Origin of the sequence: Streptomyces sp. NBC_00859 (assembly GCF_045161865.1) — a bacterium.
Classification (GTDB): Bacteria; Actinomycetota; Actinomycetes; order Streptomycetales; family Streptomycetaceae; genus Streptomyces.
Genome location: NZ_CP108826.1, coordinates 155,963 through 172,517 on the forward strand (window position 1 = coordinate 155,963; position 16,555 = coordinate 172,517).

General features: G+C 69.2%; 13 protein-coding genes. 9 read left to right on the top strand and 4 right to left on the bottom strand.

Annotated features, from left to right (window positions below):
* The first annotated feature begins 339 nt into the window (after positions 1 to 339).
* From OG584_RS00695 to OG584_RS00720, 6 genes are all read left to right on the top strand, one after another.
* A complete protein-coding gene (locus tag OG584_RS00695) occupies positions 340 to 1,155 on the top strand; it encodes a hypothetical protein (protein WP_405773865.1) in 816 nt (271 codons plus the stop codon).
* A gap of 407 nt (positions 1,156 to 1,562) precedes the next feature.
* Positions 1,563 to 3,317, top strand: coding sequence for a cation:proton antiporter (locus tag OG584_RS00700; protein WP_405773867.1), 1,755 nt, complete (start codon positions 1,563 to 1,565; stop codon positions 3,315 to 3,317).
* A gap of 680 nt (positions 3,318 to 3,997) precedes the next feature.
* A complete protein-coding gene (locus tag OG584_RS00705) occupies positions 3,998 to 4,891 on the top strand; it encodes an ABC transporter permease (protein WP_405773869.1) in 894 nt (297 codons plus the stop codon).
* The gene (locus OG584_RS00710) at positions 4,864 to 5,607 is read left to right on the top strand and encodes an ABC transporter ATP-binding protein (protein WP_405773871.1); all 744 of its coding nucleotides are present in this window, start codon (positions 4,864 to 4,866) and stop codon (positions 5,605 to 5,607) included. The genes OG584_RS00705 and OG584_RS00710 overlap by 28 nt, the downstream gene beginning before the upstream one ends.
* A gap of 43 nt (positions 5,608 to 5,650) precedes the next feature.
* Positions 5,651 to 6,637 carry an ABC transporter substrate-binding protein gene (locus OG584_RS00715; protein WP_405773873.1) on the top strand — a complete coding sequence of 329 codons (987 nt, stop codon included), beginning with the start codon at positions 5,651 to 5,653 and terminating at the stop codon, positions 6,635 to 6,637.
* Between the two features lie 722 nt (positions 6,638 to 7,359).
* On the top strand, positions 7,360 to 7,782 hold the full coding sequence (locus OG584_RS00720; protein WP_405773875.1) for a YybH family protein: 423 nt from the start codon (positions 7,360 to 7,362) through the stop codon (positions 7,780 to 7,782).
* Positions 7,783 to 7,965: 183 nt separating this feature from the next.
* On the opposite strand, the gene OG584_RS00725 is transcribed toward OG584_RS00720, so the two are convergent.
* From OG584_RS00725 to OG584_RS00740, 4 genes are read right to left on the bottom strand one after another with little or no spacing between them, the layout of a single operon-like run.
* Positions 7,966 to 9,087, bottom strand: a complete 1,122-nt coding sequence (locus tag OG584_RS00725; protein ID WP_405773876.1) for an XdhC family protein — start codon at positions 9,085 to 9,087, stop codon at positions 7,966 to 7,968.
* On the bottom strand, positions 9,080 to 11,209 hold the full coding sequence (locus tag OG584_RS00730) for a xanthine dehydrogenase family protein molybdopterin-binding subunit (protein WP_405773877.1): 2,130 nt from the start codon (positions 11,207 to 11,209) through the stop codon (positions 9,080 to 9,082). The genes OG584_RS00725 and OG584_RS00730 overlap by 8 nt, the downstream gene beginning before the upstream one ends.
* Entirely contained in the window at positions 11,206 to 12,198 is a 993-nt protein-coding gene (locus tag OG584_RS00735) for an FAD binding domain-containing protein (RefSeq protein ID WP_405773878.1), read from the bottom strand. The genes OG584_RS00730 and OG584_RS00735 overlap by 4 nt, the downstream gene beginning before the upstream one ends.
* Positions 12,195 to 12,770, bottom strand: a complete 576-nt coding sequence (locus tag OG584_RS00740) for a 2Fe-2S iron-sulfur cluster-binding protein (protein WP_405773879.1) — start codon at positions 12,768 to 12,770, stop codon at positions 12,195 to 12,197. Before OG584_RS00740 ends, OG584_RS00735 begins: the two co-directional genes overlap by 4 nt.
* A gap of 187 nt (positions 12,771 to 12,957) precedes the next feature.
* Between OG584_RS00740 and OG584_RS00745 the strand changes: the two genes are divergently transcribed.
* The 3 genes from OG584_RS00745 to OG584_RS00755 all read left to right on the top strand — a co-directional run bounded on the left by OG584_RS00745 (position 12,958) and on the right by OG584_RS00755 (position 16,516).
* Complete coding sequence (locus OG584_RS00745) at positions 12,958 to 13,545, top strand: TetR/AcrR family transcriptional regulator (protein WP_405773880.1); 588 nt, start codon at positions 12,958 to 12,960, stop codon at positions 13,543 to 13,545.
* A 655-nt stretch (positions 13,546 to 14,200) separates the two neighbouring features.
* Complete coding sequence (locus tag OG584_RS00750) at positions 14,201 to 15,730, top strand: family 43 glycosylhydrolase (RefSeq protein ID WP_405773881.1); 1,530 nt, start codon at positions 14,201 to 14,203, stop codon at positions 15,728 to 15,730.
* Between the two features lie 414 nt (positions 15,731 to 16,144).
* The gene (locus OG584_RS00755) at positions 16,145 to 16,516 is read left to right on the top strand and encodes a hypothetical protein (RefSeq protein ID WP_405773882.1); all 372 of its coding nucleotides are present in this window, start codon (positions 16,145 to 16,147) and stop codon (positions 16,514 to 16,516) included.
* Positions 16,517 to 16,555: the final 39 nt, after the last annotated feature.

Below are 16,555 nucleotides of genomic sequence, written 5' to 3' on the forward strand. Positions count from 1 at the left end.
GGTGTCAGGCAACGTTGACCCGAGCGACGAGGGCGCGCAAGCGAATATCGCCGCCCGCGCGAGCATCCGAACGGCCCGTCACCCCACTTCAAACCATAGGTAACTCCCGTGGCCCAGCAGCACTCTTCGGCGGAGGTTGCGCCGGAAGGATTTGCCACTCAACTTCGTCCGCCGAGGTCATGCGGCACCTCAACGACTGACTTCGCTGGCAAAGGACACCCGTCAACAAGTGACGTCATGACGACCGACAGAGGCTAGGCCCGTCACCTCGGATGATGGCCCTTCCTGTCGGAATAATCAGCTACGGCTCAGGCCGATCGCAGTGAGAGCATGCACGTCATGCGCCCCTGGGTTTCGCTGACGATCGCCGAACAGACGCTCATGCGTCGTGCCATCTCGGGGTACTCCCTGGCCGGGATGGTCCAGAACTACGGCGTGGCCCTGCGCTGGGCCGGTGCTGCACAGGCTCCGCCCCTGCGCAGCTTCACCGAGGACGAGCAACGTGCTCTGGTCCCTCAACTTGCCTGCGTGGCCCTTGATCTCGCCGAACGCGGGCTGCTGACCGTCCACGAGGGGGAATGCCACCGCGCCGTCGCCCCTGCCCAGGTGGCGGGACCTGAACTGCACGAGGTCCTCACCGATCCGGCCAACTGGCTGTGGGCCGCCCGCCCCCGCCGCCACTTCAGCCTCGCCGCCCCGCAACCCGTGTGCGAGCACTGGTTCGACGACGCGCATCCGACTGCGAACACCGGCGCGCTTCCCACCTGGGACGAGCTGAGCGTCGAGGAACGGGAAATCCTGGTCTGCGCGGCCGAGGCAAGCGGCATGCTCACGGGGGCTTTCGGTATCTGGGAGGATCCGCCGGCCGACCTGGACAGCGCCGAGCGCCTTGCCTGGATGGACCGGCAACTCGCCCCGCTACTGCCCTTCGTCCGCAGGGGCTGGGTCGAGGTCCAGCACTGCCCCGACGAAGACAGCGATGCCTTCACCGTGATTCCGCTCGATGAAATCCGCGCCGCCCTTGCAGACGCCGCCATCCGCCACGAAGGCCAGGAATGGGGCATCGGCGTCGGCTGCATTTTCACCTACGCGGGCCTTGCCGTCTGGCGCGGTGGCTGGAGCAGCGAATGGGGACGCCGCCTCAACTTCGACTGATCCCCGCCCGCCCCGCAGTGCGGTCAGCATCCTCCATGTCCGAAGACTCGAGCGCACCGGCATCACACCCGTTCATCTGCCTCGCTGTTCAAGTCCATTACGTCAAACCCGTTTTCGCGCACCCCCAGCAGTCGCGCCCGACAGATGGATGAGAAACAGTCCTTCAGCGCCCGGCAGGAGAAGCTCCGTCTTCGGCCGGGCGGAGGCCTCCGCCGCGCAGTCGGGCAACTTGGGGTTGCGGGGTGCTGCGACCGGGTGACAGCAGAGCCGCAGCGGTCCCTCCGACCCGGCGGAGGGACCGGTGGCGGTCAAGCTGAACCCATGCGATCTCACTCGTCCACCGGACCGTTCCTGGAGACAGATCATGCCTACGCAGCCACCCCCGGCCGATCGAGGGCCCACACCTCATGACCTCTGATCAGGTCTTCGCCGGGGTCGCGCTGATCGCCGTCCTCGCGGTGGGATCGCAGATCCTGGCGAAGCAGCTCAAGGTGCCAGGGATCATCATCCTGCTCCCGGTCGGCTTCGCAGCGGGCGCGCTCACTGAGGACGTCCACCCGGACAAGCTGCTCGGCTCAGCGTTCTCGCCGCTCGTGTCGCTCGCCGTGGCGGTCATCCTCTACGATGCCGGGCTCGAACTCGATGTACGCCGGCTGAGCGGTGGCTCCCGGCGCATCCTGGTGCGGTTGATCTGGATCGGCACACTCGCGACCTGGCCGATCGCGGCCGTGACCGCCGCCCCACTGCTGCACATCTCGGCCCAGGCCGCCGCTATGCTCGGGGTGATTCTCATCGTCTCCGGACCCACCGTGGTCGGCCCGTTGCTGAGCTTCGCCCGCCCCGATGCACGGATGCGCCGGATCCTGATCTGGGAAGGGTCGGTGATCGACGCCGTCGGCGGCGTCCTGGGCGCCCTGGTCTTCGCGGCCCTGGAGGCCGAGCACCGGGTCAGCGTGGGGAGCGCCACCGGGCACATCCTCGTCAGCGCCGCTGTCGGAATCATCGGCGGCGCGCTCGGAGCGTCGTTGCTGTGGCTGCTGCTGAGCCGCTTGGCACTCGGCGAGGTCCTCGGTACAGCGACCCAGCTGTCGGTGGTGATCGGCATCACTGCCGGCTGCAACATCGTGCGTGACGACGCGGGACTGATCGCGGCGATCATGATGGGCGTTGCCATGACCACCCTGCCGAGCCTGGATCTCCCGGTGCGCCGGCCGTTCTTCGAGACTCTGGTCTCGCTCGTCATCGGTGTGCTGTTCGTGTCGATCTCCGCCACGGTGACCCCGGCATCCCTGCGCCACGTCGTCGGCCCCGCGCTGCTGCTGACCGTAGTTCTGGTCCTCGTAGCCCGGCCGCTGGTCGGTTTCCTGTCCACGCTCGGCAGCGATTTGAAACGCAGCGAGCGGGTTTTCCTCAGCTGGATGGCGCCGCGGGGCATCGTCGCCGCATCGACCGCGTCCACATTCTCGGCAAGCCTGGCAGAGAAAGGCGTTGGCGGCGCCGAGCGGATCCTTCCCGCGACCTTCGTCGTCATCGTCGCAACCGTCCTTGTCTACGGCCTCACCGCCGTGCCGGTCGCCCGCCGCCTCGGCGTCACTGGAACCAACCGCTCCCGGCCGCTGCTCGTCGGCGGCGATCCCTGGGTGATCGAACTCGGCAGCCGGATGGCCGAGCTGGGCCTGCGGGTCCTGATGTGGGCCGGCGAACCGGAGCAACGCAGCCGGATCACCGAAGCCGGACTGGAACTGGCCCCCAACGACCTGCTGGCTACCGCCACCGGCGAAGGAGCCGACCTCGAAGGCGTCACCTGCGTCCTCCTGCTCACGGCCGAGGACGACTTCAACGCGCTCGCTGCCAGACTGCTGCACAGCGAGGAAGGACCAGAGGTGTACCGCCTGGCCGAACGCGAGGAGGGCCGAGGCGTAGTTGCCCCCTACCTCAGCGGGGACGCGCTGTTCGCCCCCGCCCTTTCAGGGCATGCCCTGAAAGGGCGGTATGAGGCCGGAGCCCCGATCCGGATCCAGCCCGCCGGAGAAGCCCTGCAGCCGGGGTGGGAGCTGCTGTTCACAGTCGACGACACCGGGCGGCTGTGGCCTGCCACCACCGGGACCGGGACCAACTCCACCCTGACGAGCCGGACCATCACCCTGGGCCCCGCCCTCTGACACTTGGGGTACGGGCCTGCGACGCCCGCGGGCCGGGCCGAACTTCGACGCTCCTGTCGACTGTGCGGCACCCGGTGTGACCTTCCCGATCGACCGTGACGTCATCTCATTCGGTGAGTCGGCCGCAGGCGATACGGGCGCAGCGATGACGGCGAAAGCAAGGAAGTGTCCTGCCTCGCGCTCGTAGCGACGCCTCAGCCGACGGCCGAGCCGACGCCATTGTTCGCTCCACGATCCATGGGTGAGGGCCCACAGCTGGGAGGGCTCAACGCTCCTGCGCACATCCCAAGGGCGATGGCTCCGGACCCGGAGCCATCGACGTGCGTGGTCGTAGTCGTAGCCCTTGTCCGCCTGGGGCTCGGCGGGCCGTCGTTGTCAGAAGACTGGGCGTCCGATGGGCGAGACGCCGTTGACCGTCCAAGGGTCACACCTGCTAGCTTCTGCCGCGTGTTCAAGTCGCATTTACCAGGCACCCCCTATAGGCAGTCGCTTTGACCCGCTGAGCGTGACCTCCTCCGCACGCTGCCTCGACTGCCGCCTGCCGACGTTTTCAGGCCTCCCGCTGTTCCCCGTCTCGCGTCCGGTGCCTGACGGCCTTCCGCCGTCGGCATCGCCGACAGCCGCCCGCGCACGCCACGCGCGGGCTCGCGCATTCCTGCTTACCCCGACGTGGAGCCTTCATGAGCACCGACCGCCCACCGCCTGGACCCGGAATATCCGGGATTCCAGCCAATGAACCTGAAGGGGCGGTCACACTCGGCGCGGCGGCCGTCGAGCTGGAACCCATCGTCTCCGCGTCGTCCCGGCGCCGCGGCGTGCCACGCTGGCTCCGACGCTCCACCGGTCCCATGCTGCTCTTGTTCCTGTGGCAGGTGTTCAGCGCCACTGGCGTCCTCCGTTCGGACGTCCTTGCCTCCCCCGGCACCATCGCCCGTACCGCGGGCGGCCTGATCGCCGACGGCACGCTGCCGTCCGCGATGGCGGTCTCGGTGCAACGCGTCGGCGTCGGCCTGGTGCTGGGCGCATTGGCCGGGGCCGGGCTGGGGCTGCTGTCCGGGCTGTTGCGGGTCGGCGAGGACCTGATCGACTCTGTGGTGCAGATGCTGCGCGCGGTGCCGTTCGCCGGGCTCATCCCGCTGCTGATCGTCTGGCTGGGCATCGGCGAGGCGGTGAAGGCGACGCTGATCGCCTTCGCCGTGGCCTTCCCGCTCTACATCAACACCTACGCCGGGATCCGCGGCGTGGACGAGCAGCTGATCGAGGCCGGCGCCACGCTGGGTCTGAACCGCTGGGGCCTTATCCGCCATGTCGTGCTGCCCGGGGCGCTGCCCGGCGCGCTGACCGGGCTGCGGTTCGCACTGGGCTCGGCGTGGCTGGCCCTGGTGTTCGGCGAGACGGTCAACGCCAGTGACGGCATCGGCTTCCTCATGGATCAGGCTCGCGAGTACTACCGCACCGACGTGATCGTGGTCTGCCTGATCGTCTACGCCTTCCTCGGCCTGGCCGCCGATGCCGTCGTCCGTACGCTGGAAAGGTTGTTGCTGCAATGGCGACCGACGTTCACGGGGAAGTGACCGCCGACCAGGGGGTCGTCAAGATCACCGCTCTGACCCGGTCCTTCGACGGCCGGACCGTCCTCGACCAGCTGGAGCTCACCGTACGGCCGGGCGAGTTCGTGGCTCTGCTGGGGCGCAGCGGCTGCGGCAAGAGCACACTGCTGCGGATCCTGGCCGGGCTCGACCGGGAGATCGGCGGCACCGTGCTCGTGCCTCGTCGCCGGGCGGTGGCCTTCCAGGCGCCACGCCTGATGCCGTGGAAACGCGTGTGGCGCAACGTCGTCCTGGGCCTGCCGGGCCGCCCCACCCGAGCGACCGCGGCACGGGCGCTGGCCGAGGTCGGACTGGAGCACCGTGCGGATGCCTGGCCCAAAACACTCTCCGGGGGCGAGGCCCAACGCGCCTCACTGGCCCGCGCCCTGGTCCGCGAGCCGGATCTCCTGCTGCTCGACGAACCGTTCGGCGCACTCGACGCGCTCACCCGGATCAGAGCTCAGCAGCAGGTGGCCGAAGTGTGGCAAGGCAGGGGCTGCGCCGTGCTGCTCGTCACGCATGACGTGGAGGAAGCACTGCTGCTGGCCGACCGGGTCCTGGTGATGCAGGACGGCGTCATCGCCCATGAGCAACCGGTGGATCTCCCCCGCCCACGCGACGTGGGCGCGCCGGAGTTCAGCCTGCTGCGCGCCGGGCTGCTGACCGAACTCGGCGTAATGGCGACCCAGGTGTCCTTCTGACCGTCCCGCGGCATCCCCCACTCAACCCAAAGAAGGACTCCCCATGAAACGACGCTGCATCGGCGCCCTGCTCATACCGTTCGCTCTGCTGACCACGGCATGCGGAGGGAAGCCCGCAGACTCCAGCACCTCGCTCGACGTCGGTGACCAGACGGGCGGCGATCGCGCCATGCTCGAGGCTTCCGGAGAGCTGAACAAACTGCCGTACAAGATCAACTGGTCGACGTTCGCCTCCGGGCCACTGCTGCTGGAAGCCGTCAACGCCAAGGCGGTCGACCTCGGCTGGACCGGCAACACACCACCGGTGTTCGCCGCCGCGTCCAAATCGAAAATCACCGTAGTGGGCGCGATGCACAGTTCGGTGGCCGGCACCGCCATCCTGGTGTCGAAGAACTCGCCACTGAAGAGCGTCCAGGATCTCAAGGGCAAGACGATCGCGGTGATGCAGGGCACCACTGGGCACGACCTGCTCCTTGCCGTGCTCAGGAAGGCCGGAATGTCGATCAAGGACGTCAAGGTCGACTACCTCCAGTCCGCCGAAGCAAGGACCGCCTTCAAGCGGGGAGACGTCGATGCCTGGGCGGCGGCTGACCCGACCACCACCCAGGCGCTGGACGGCGGGAACGCCCGAGTTCTGGTGAGCGGACAGGGTCTGGTCAATGGCCTCACCTTCGATATCGCTTCCCCGTCCGCGCTGGCGGACAAGGGGAAGGCGGCAGCCATGAAGGACTATCTGCAGCGGCTGCAACTCGCCCGGAAGTGGGTCTACCAGCACCCGCAGCAGTGGGCAAAGGTATGGGCGAAGGACACCGGCGTGCCGTACAAGGTGGCGCTGGACGCGGTGCGGCGTACGTCGGGTACGACGGTGCGGGTCGCCGTGGACCGGGCGGCCATCGCTTCGGAGCAGCAGATCGCCGACGAGTTCGCGGGCCTGAAGCTGATACCCAAGCGGTTCAAATTCTCCGACTTCGTCGACACCCGGTTCAACGCCGGTGTGCCGCCGTCCACCACCCCGCCCCACGCGTTCTGAAAGTCCCGATGACACATCCGTACGCCGTCACCGCCCCTGCCCATGGGCGGTGACGGCCAGAAGGCGCGAGGTGTGCCGCGTTCCCGGCGCTGCCCTGTCAGTACGCCGGACATCCCTCCCGCACCAGGGGTCGTGCACAGCTCCAATTCCTGAGCCACGTGCGGGGTCGTCGGCCTGACCACTCTGGGCGAAGCCGTTGGACGACTTCGCCCAGTCATTGGGCACGACATGTACGTCAGCCACACGGAATCAGCAGGTGGTGGGGCCATCTCCCTGCGGTTCACTGCCACTGCCCAAAGGGCCTGACCCGCACGCCGCGCCGGATCAGCCCCGCCCCGACCGACAGGCGGACGACATCGGCGTGGCCCCCGTACCGCGAAGTCCGGTGCCGTACACGCCCCTCGCTGTTCGGCCTGTCCACCGCAGGACCCTGCATCAGCAGCCTCGCTACCGCGGCGACGTCACCGTCGTCCGTGCAGCGGGAATCATGGCAGGCACTCTGCGAACCGTGGCGAACAGAGCGATGGTCTGATCTCCGCCCATACGGGGACGCGCGGCGTCGCCGTCGGAGTTCTACGGTGGGAGGTACCGGGGAAGTCCGAGGACGGGTGCCGTGCGCGTACCTTCTGTTCGCGCCGAAGGGTGCATCCTCGGCTGAGCGGCTTCCCCCGGCCGTGAACAGTCTCGTAGCGCGTCGCGGCCCGAGGAGCAGTGGGGCGAGCATGACCGACGACGAAGCGCAGATCCGGACGCTGGTCGAGCGGTGGGCATCAGCGGTGCACAAGGGTGACCTGCCGCAGGTCCTGGCGGACCATGCCGACGACATCGTGATGTTCGATGTCCCACCGCCCTACGACGGCGTCCATGGCATCGATGCCTACCGTGACACGTGGCCGCCCTTCTTCGCCTGGCAGGCGCAAGGCGCGTCCTTCGAGATCGTGTCACTCGACGTCGTCGCGGGGGTCGACGTCGCATATGCATACGCCCTGCTGCACTGTGAGACACCACAGGAGCGCGTCGAGCATCCGGCGAACCGCCTGCGACTCACTCTCGGCCTCCGCAAGGAAGAGGGGCGATGGCTCGTGGCACACGAACACCACTCGTTCCCCGACAGCAGCGACCCGGACAGAAGCGACGTCGGCTGAGCGCGGCACGCTGCACTCCCCCGGTCGTCGCTCTACCGCCCCGCCCCCGCTGCTGAACAGCCGAGGCGGGGACGGGGCGGACGGGACGGGAGCCGGCTGTAGACGGTGGGTGAGTCCCCCTACGCAGAATGCCCCGGGCACAGGGCGGACCTGCTCCGGCAGCAGCGGCTGCCCCCATCGGCCTCATGCCCGGTCCGGACGATGGATCGGCCCCCCGCCACGGCTCAGCGGTGCTCCGTCGCCGCCCCGGAGGACGGCGATGATCTCAGCGCCGATGGAGACAGCCGTCTCCTCCGGTGTGCGGCCGCCGGTGTCCAAGCCGATCGGGGAGTGCAGCCGCGCAAGGCCCCTCTCCCCCACTCCTGCCTCCCGCAGTTTGCGGAGCCGGTCCTCATGTGTGCGGCGGGAGCCCATCGCGCCGACGTACGCGACCGGCAGCCGCAGGGCGACCTCCAGCAGCGGCACGTCGAACTTGGAGTCGTGCGTGAGCACGCACAGCACGGTCCGCTCGTCCGTGACGGTGTCGCGCAGATAGCGGTCCGGCCACTCCACCACCACCTCGTCCGCCTCGGGAAACCGGGCCCGCGTCGCGAAGACACCACGTGCGTCGCAGAGGGTCACGTGAAATCCCAGCAGTTTCCCCACCCGCACCAGGGCGCTCGCGAAATCCACCGCTCCGAAGACGATCATCCGCGCGGGCGGCACACTCGACTCCACGAACAGGGTGATGTCGCCGCCGCATCGAGCCGAACTCTCCGGCACCGCGCACTTCCCGGTCCGCCCCATGTCGAGCAGCGCCCGGGACTGCGCGGCGAGCCCGGAGTCGTCCGCCGAGCCGAGCGTCCCCTCGGGCGACCCGTCGGACCGCACCATCAACACCGCCCCCGAGTCGGCGAGTTCACCGGGCCCGTCGAGGATCCGGGCCAGCGCCACCGCCTCACCGCGTACCGCTGCAGCCAGCGCGGCCTCCACCGTCGTACGGGACGGCGCGTCCGCGCGTACCGGAACGACGTGCACCTCCACCGCCCCACCGCAGGTGAGCCCCACGGCGAACGCGTCGTCGTCGCTGTACCCGAAACTCTCGCGGCGCACCGCCCCGTCGCGCAGGGCCTCGGCGCACAGCTCGTACACCGCGCCCTCGACGCACCCGCCGGAGACCGAACCGATGACCAACCCCGCGGCGTCGACGGCGAGGGCCGAGCCCGGCGGCCGGGGTGCGCTGCCGGTCACCGAGACGACGGTGGCGACAGCGAACTCCCTTCCCTGCTCGATCCATTGACTCAGTTCTGCTGCAAGATCAAGCATGCCACTCGTCTCGGGACGCCTCGGCGAGGATCACCCGGTCGGGCCGGATCGGCAGATCGCGGTGGCGGACACCGGTGGCGTGCCATACGGCGTTGGCGATGGCGGCGGCCGTTCCGACGATGCCGATCTCACCGACGCCCTTGATACCGACGGGGTCGTCCGGGTCGGGGTCGTCGACCCAGTCGGCCTCTATGGCGGGCACGTCTGCGTTCGCGGCGAAGTGGTAGCCCGCGAAGTCCGCTCCGACGTGCCCGCCGGACGCCTGGTCGCGCACCGCCTCCTCGTGGAGCGCCATGGAGAGCCCCCATGTCATGCCGCCCACCAACTGGCTGCGGGCGGTCAGGGGGTTCACGATGCGCCCGGCGGCGAAGACGCCGAGCAACCGCCGCACCCGCACCTCCCCGGTGGCCACGTCGACGGCGACATCGGCGAACTGTGCCCCGAACGCGTACCGCTCCTTCTGGGCGAGCGCCGCGATGAGGGCGGCGGTGTCAGTGCGGGCCGTGAGCCCGCCCGCCGGGATCTCCCCGCCGGCCAGGGCCAGTCGCTCGCGCAGCTCGCGCGCCGCGGACATGACGGCCCAGCCCCAGGACCGGGTGCCCATCGAGCCGCCTGCAACCCAGGCGGCCCCGAAGTCGCTGTCGGCAATGCGGACATGGACCTGCCCGGGGGTCACGTCGAGCGCGTCGGCGGCAATGAGCGTCAGAGCGGTCCGTGCGCCGGTGCCGACGTCGGACGCGGTGATCCGGACGGTGAAGGTGCCGTCGGGTTCCGCAGTGACCGAGGCCGTCGAGGCGGCCGCACCTGCCGGGAACGTGGAAGCAGCGACGCCGGTTCCCAGGAGCCAGCGGCCCTCGCGGCGGACGCGTGGGCGGGGATCGCGTCCGGCCCAGCCGAATCGCCGCGCACCCTTCTCGAAACAGGCGAGCAGGTTGCGGCTGCTGAACGGCAGCCCGGATACCGGGCCGACCTCTGGTTCATTGCGGGCGCGCAGAGCGATCGGGTCCATGCCGAGCCGCTCGGCCAGCTCGTCGAGCGCCGACTCCACCGCGAACGAGCCCGGCGCCTCGCCGGGGGCCCGCATCCACGTGGGTGTGCCCACGCCGACGGGCACGACGCGGTTGACGGTGTGGTGCGCGACGGCGTCGTACATGGTGCGCCCGTAGGAGGCGCTGCCCTCGACGAACTCACGCAGATGCGAGGTGAGCGACTGGTTCTCGTGAGCGAAGGCGCGCAGCCGCCCGTCCGCATCGGCTCCGAGCCGCACCCGCTGAGTGGTAGGGCTGCGGTATCCGGTGATCGCGAACACCTGACGCCGTGTCAAGGCCACCCGCACCGGACGCTGCAGGTCCGTGGCGGCCATCACTGCGGCGACGTGGTGCGAGCGCAGCCCCTTGGAGCCGAATGCACCGCCGACGTGTTCGGAGCGAACGTGCACGGCGGACAGGTCGAGCGAGAACAGACGGGCGAGGTCGTCAGCGATCCACTTGCTGCCCTGATTGGAGTCGTGGACCTCCAGGCGCCCGCCGTTCCAGCGCACTGTCACGGCATGGGGCTCCATGGCACAGTGGTGCTGCTCGGGCGTCGTGTACCTGGCGTCCAGCACCACAGCGGACGCAGCGAGTTCGGCGTCCAGGTCACCCTTCGTGGTCTCCGCGTCCTGTGGTGTGTAGACGCCGTCCTTGTCCGCGTGGAACGCGATGTCGTGCGGCTCCTCGTCGTACTCGACGACGAGTGCCTCGGCAGCCTCGCGTGCCTGCTCCGGAGTCTCGGCGACGACCAGCGCGACGGGCCACCCGGCGTGGGGGATCCGGTCGTGCTGGAACACCTCGACGATAGGGTCGGGGCGGCCGAGCGCACCGACCACGTCGTCGTTCACACGTGGCGCGTTGTAGTGGTAAAGGACCGTGAGCACGCCCGGCAGGGCGCGCACCGCCTCGTCATCGATCGCCCGGATGCGGCCGCGGGCCACGGTCGACAGCACCAGCCAGCCGTGGGCGAGCTCGGTGAAGGGGACCTCGCTCGCGTAACGGGCGGCACCGGTGACCTTGTCGAAGCCCTCGATCCGGGTGTGGGAGACGCCGACCGCGTCAGGCTTCGCAGTGGTGGGCAATGTGGTCATCGGGTCGCCTCCTGCTCCAGTTCCGTGAGCAGTGCCACGAGGAGATTGCGCATCAGTGGCACCTTGTACGCGTTGTGCGGCAGCGGCGATGCCTCCGCAAGCTCGGCGTCGGCCGCGTCGCCGAACGAGGCGGCATCCGCAGGCCTTCCCAGCAGTTCCCGTTCGGCGGACCGGGCCCGCCAGGGCCGCGAAGCGACCGCCCCGAAGGCGATCCGCACATCCCGCACCACCCCGTCACGCACATCGAGCGCGGCAGCCACCGATCCGATGGCGAAGGCGTACGAGGCCCGTTCGCGCACCTTGCGGTAGCGGGAGTGAGCTGCGACCGGTGCGGGCGGCAGGGTGACGGCCGTGATGAGCGCGCCTGCGGGCAGCGCGGTCTCCAGGTGCGGCGTATCGCCGACCGGACGGTAGAAGTCACCGAGCGCCAACTCCCCCCTGCCGTCCGCGGTTTCGTACTCCACGACGGCGTCGAAGGCGGCGAGCGCTACCCCCATGTCGGACGGGTGGACGGCCACGCAGCTCTCACTCGCTCCGAGGACCGCGGCGTTGCGGTGCTCGCCTTGTACGGCGGGGCAACCGCTTCCCGGCACCCGCTTGTTGCAGGGCTTGGTCACATCGGTGAAATAGCCGCAGCGGGTGCGCTGCAGCAGGTTTCCGCCCACGGTGGCCATGTTGCGCAGCTGGCCGGACGCCCCCGCCAGCACGGCCTGCGTCAATGCCGGGTAGCGGCGGCGCACTTCGGGGTGCGCGGCGAGGTCACTGTTGGTGACGGTGGCCCCGATACGCAGGCCGCCGGCGCTCGTCAGCTCGACCCGGTCGAGTGGCAGTGCCCGTACGTCGACGAGGCGTGCGGGCCGCTCGACACCGGCTTTCATCAGGTCCACGAGGTTGGTGCCGCCGCCGAGGTACCGCGCCTCGGGGTCGGTGCCGAGCACCGCCACGGCGCCCGGCACGTCGCGCGCCCGTTCGTACTCGAACTCCCTCACGCCACCTGCTCCTTCGCTTCGTCCGCTGCGGCAGCCGACTGCTTGGCCGCCTGGGCGACGGCCCGCACGATCGATACGTAGGCGCCGCACCGGCACAGGTTCCCGCTCATCCGTTCCCTGATCTCCTCCGCCGTCAGCGGGGGCGGGCCGGCCTCCGGCCGCATGTCCTCGGTCACGGCGCTCGGCCAGCCGGCCGCGTGCTCCTCCAGGACGCCGAGCGCCGAGCAGATCTGTCCGGGCGTGCAGTAGCCGCACTGGTACCCGTCCAGTTCCACGAACGCCTGCTGGACGGGGTGCAGCCCATCGCCGTCAGCGACGCCCTCGATGGTGGTGATCTCCCGTCCCTCCGCGGCGACAGCGAACTGCAGGCAGGAGAGGGTCCTGCGCCCGTCGACCAGCACGGTGCAGGCGCCGCACTGTCCCTGGTCACATCCCTTCTTCGTACCGGTCAGGTCGAGCCGCTCGCGCAGAGCGTCGAGCAGTGTGGTTCGGTGATCAACGGGCAGGGTGTACTGGTCACCATTGATGTGCAGCGTGACGGCACTGGAGGTGGGCGTGCCCGCTGGGGCCATGAGGGGCCTTCTTTCGGGTTCCTGTTGCGAGGAGAATCAGCGCTGTATGTGGGAGGAGCGCCGGGACCGTGTCCGCCGCTAGGGTGGTGAATACGAAACGGACAGCTGTCCACTACAAGTTCCCGACCGTAGTGGACAACTGTCCGCCCAGCAAGGATCACCCCGCGGCGCCTTCGGAGGAGGACGGATGCGACACCCCAACAGGCAGGCGACGCTGCGCTCGGACGCGCAGCGCAACCGTGAGCGCATCCTCGATGTGGCCCTGGCCGAGCTGACGCGCTCGGCGGACACACCATTGAGCGCGATCGCGCGGAAAGCGGGCGTCGGACAGGGCACGTTCTACCGGAACTTCCCCAGCCGGGAGGCACTGGTCCTTGAGGTGTACCGGTACGAGGTGCAGCACGTCGCAGAGGCCGCCAGGCAGTTGCTGTGCACACGGCCGCCGGCTGAGGCGCTGCGCGAGTGGATGGACCGGCTCGCGCAGTACGCGATCGCGAAGGCCGGCCTCGCGAAGGCGCTGCGCGAGGCGACGACCGCCCGCGGGACCATGAAGAGCCTCGCGCACGGTCCGCTGACGGAGGCGGTCACGCTGCTACTCGCGACGAACGAGAAGGCGGGTACGATCCGCCCCGGCGTCACCTCGGACGACTTCATGCTGGCGATCGCAGGCCTGTGGATGATCGACCCGCACGACGACTGGCAGTCCCGCGCCAACAGGCTGCTGGATCTGGTGATGGACGGGCTGCGGACGGGTGCACCGGAGGTGTCTCCGTGACCGTCCGACCGCAGAGCTCGTCATGGCTGTGCGGCCTCCACGACTGCTCCACTGGCCTGCTGTTGTGGGGATGGACCTGCCCTGCTGCTGGAGGCGTTGCCCTACAGATCCGCTGATGGCCGCCTTCAGCACCGGCCCCATCGCAGGACAGGTCGCGCGCTTGGACCCGGTCGGGGCGGAACCCGGTAGCACCGGACACGCGGGGCGGAAGACCGCGTATGAGCGGGAGGAGGTCCGATCCTGCTCCCCGGCTTCCAGGCGGGGCGACCGGGCGGCCCGGTCCCTCACTTCCGTCTGCTCCGTCTGCGCGGGCGCAGCCGCGGCTCGCTCCGCCGCGCAGACGGAAGGGACCGGATGAGCTACGGCGTCCAGGGTGCGCCGACCACCCAGCTCACATCGCCAGCGCTGCGCGTCGGTCCGCCTGCCGCCGGAACGCGTTCCTCCATCGATGCCCCTTCGGCCGGGAGACCTTGACGCTGCATCAACTCCCTTCTACGGTGACCCACCATTGGATTACATCGATGCAAAGTGCCGATCCCCGGCGCATTGGTCAGGCATGTACACCGACGCCTGCGCGAAGTCCTGTGCACCCGCAATCGGCCCGGACGTCCGCCCCCAACTGTGCGAAAAGCAGTCCGCAGAGAAGGAACCCCTCATGCGCACTCAACACCACAGAACAGCAAGCTCTTTGCGTCTCGTGCGCCTCCTGCGCCTCTTCGGCGTACTGACAGCGCTCGGACTGATCCTGGCCTGCACAGGCGCCGCACGGCCCGCCACCGCTGCGGCGGCCCCGCAGACAACTCCCACGGGGGCCCCGGATTCCGCACCGGCGGCCGGCCCGCGGACGACCGCCGCGGGTACGTTCCGGAATCCGCTCAACACTGGCCCCGACCCGTTCATGACGTACTGGAACGGGAATTACTACCTGACCACGACCCAGGGCAACAGCATCCGCATGTGGCGCTCGCCGTCCCTCAGCACCCTGCTCACCGCCGATCCGATCACCGTATGGACCGACAGCGACAGCTCCCGGAACCAGGGCATCTTCGCCCCCGAGTTCTATCGCTTCGGCGACCACTGGTACCTCTACTACACCGCCGACGACGGCGTCGACGACCACCACCGGATCTATGTCGCGGAGTCCGACAGTGACGACCCGGCAGGCTCCTACCACTTCAAGGCGGAGCTGGCACCGCCCAACCACGCCTCCGACTTCGCCATCGACCCCGGCATCCTCCAGCACAACGGCCGTCTCTACCTTGCCTACAGCGGCATCAACCAGTACCAGCACAACGGCCTGAACATCGCCCCCCTGTCGAATCCGTACACCGTCTCGGGCGACGCGGTCGCCATCGACGGGGCCGGCGGCTGCCCCGAGGTCCGGGAGGGGCCGGAGTTCCTGTACCGCAACGGACGCACCTGGATGACCTACTCGACCTGCGACACCGGGAAACCGGACTACCAGATCTGGATGATGTCGCTTCCGTCGGATGCCGATCCGCTGGTACCCGGCAACTGGACGCAGCACCAGGGGCCGGTCTTCTCCCGCGCGGACGACCACGGGGTCTTCGGGCCAGGCCACCACACCTTCTTCCGTTCACCCGACGGCACCGAGGACTGGATGGCGTACCACGCCAAGACCACCTCGACCAACACCTACGGCGACCGCACCACACGCGCCCAGCGCATCGGCTGGAACGCCGACGGGAGCCCCGACCTCGGCCGACCGCTCGCGACGGGCGCCACCCAGGACCTCCCGTCAGGAGATCCAGGACCGGGCGCGTACTGGATCAACGACGACGGCCGCTCCAGCGGGGACGGGACCGTCGCCTACACCGGTGACTGGAACTCGGGAACGGGCTGCGCTGCTCAGTGCTTCTGGGGCGACGACCACTGGAGCGACCGTGCGGGGAACACTGCCACGTTCACTTTCACCGGTACCCGGATCGCCCTCCTCTCCGTGCGCGACACCGGCAACGGCTACGCGAACCTCAGTATCGACGGCGGTCCCGGACAGCGGCTGGACTACTACGGTGCGATCCGCACTGGGGAGACACTCCAGTACGTCAGCCCACGATTGCCCTACGGAAAGCACACGGTTCAGGTCCAGGTGACAGGCGAGCACGACGGGCAGTCCCAGGCGTCGTACGTGAGTGTGGACCGGGCGGAGGTCTACATGAACTGATGCCTGCCCCCAGCCTCCGTCGGCCTGCCCCTGCCTCTCGGCTGTGGCCGTCGCAGACGGCGCGAGGGGTACGGGAACACAGGACACCCCGTTCCCGTGCCCCTCTGATCACTGGGCGGTACCCAGCCGCACCGCGCACCCTGCGGAAACGGGCCATGACCTGGAAATGCAACCCCGGTCACCGATCCGGGCACCCCGGGCCACCGCAGCGTCGGCCCAGGCGCGAGCAGCGCCCACGGCTTCCGGTTCACCGCGGCAGACCGTTTCCACCGGCGAAACCCCCTCGCGTCGGACGAGGTGCACCTGCTGCAGCCGCGCACACCGCAAACAGGAACACCCGTGAGCGCCGGTGTGGCCGTCGCGAGCTACGGGTTCCGGGGCCGACGGGGATTACCCATGAGGGATGATCCCCTCGTGGACAGAATTGTTGATCTTGACGAGGCGGCTGTCGTTCTGACTGAGCGAACCGCTGGCTGGACGTCAGCCGGCCTGGAAGTCGGTCGTGCGACGTGGCGGGATGCGTCGGCACCCTGGCCTCAGCCACTCGAGACCGACAGGATCCGGGTTCATGATCCGGATTCGATTGGTGTGACCCTGTCCGGTCCGGCGGAGGCCTGGCTGTCGGTTGTGCTTTTCCGTGGCGGCTGGGCCGATGTGGACTTCATCGTTGACCTTGACCACGCCGGCTGTCTGCCGGCCTCAGAAATCACGTCGGCGTCGGACTTCGGCGCCCGGATGGATCGCTGGGTCACTCACACATTCGGGAGCCCCGGCAGCATTCAGTGAGTCCTGGACCTCTTCGGTGCACGCCGCCCCTGCCACGGG

Bases quoted from the DNA above. Each gene is read 5' to 3' on its own strand.
- OG584_RS00710 (WP_405773871.1), top strand. From the start codon at position 4,864: ATGGCGACCGACGTTCACGGGGAAGTGACCGCCGACCAGGGGGTCGTC.
- OG584_RS00745 (WP_405773880.1), top strand. From the start codon at position 12,958: ATGCGACACCCCAACAGGCAGGCGACGCTGCGCTCGGACGCGCAGCGC.
- OG584_RS00705 (WP_405773869.1), top strand. From the start codon at position 3,998: ATGAGCACCGACCGCCCACCGCCTGGACCCGGAATATCCGGGATTCCA.
- OG584_RS00700 (WP_405773867.1), top strand. From the start codon at position 1,563: ATGACCTCTGATCAGGTCTTCGCCGGGGTCGCGCTGATCGCCGTCCTC.
- OG584_RS00725 (WP_405773876.1), bottom strand. From the start codon at position 9,087: ATGCTTGATCTTGCAGCAGAACTGAGTCAATGGATCGAGCAGGGAAGG.
- OG584_RS00730 (WP_405773877.1), bottom strand. From the start codon at position 11,209: ATGACCACATTGCCCACCACTGCGAAGCCTGACGCGGTCGGCGTCTCC.
- OG584_RS00720 (WP_405773875.1), top strand. From the start codon at position 7,360: ATGACCGACGACGAAGCGCAGATCCGGACGCTGGTCGAGCGGTGGGCA.
- OG584_RS00695 (WP_405773865.1), top strand. From the start codon at position 340: ATGCGCCCCTGGGTTTCGCTGACGATCGCCGAACAGACGCTCATGCGT.
- OG584_RS00750 (WP_405773881.1), top strand. From the start codon at position 14,201: ATGCGCACTCAACACCACAGAACAGCAAGCTCTTTGCGTCTCGTGCGC.
- OG584_RS00740 (WP_405773879.1), bottom strand. From the start codon at position 12,770: ATGGCCCCAGCGGGCACGCCCACCTCCAGTGCCGTCACGCTGCACATC.
- OG584_RS00715 (WP_405773873.1), top strand. From the start codon at position 5,651: ATGAAACGACGCTGCATCGGCGCCCTGCTCATACCGTTCGCTCTGCTG.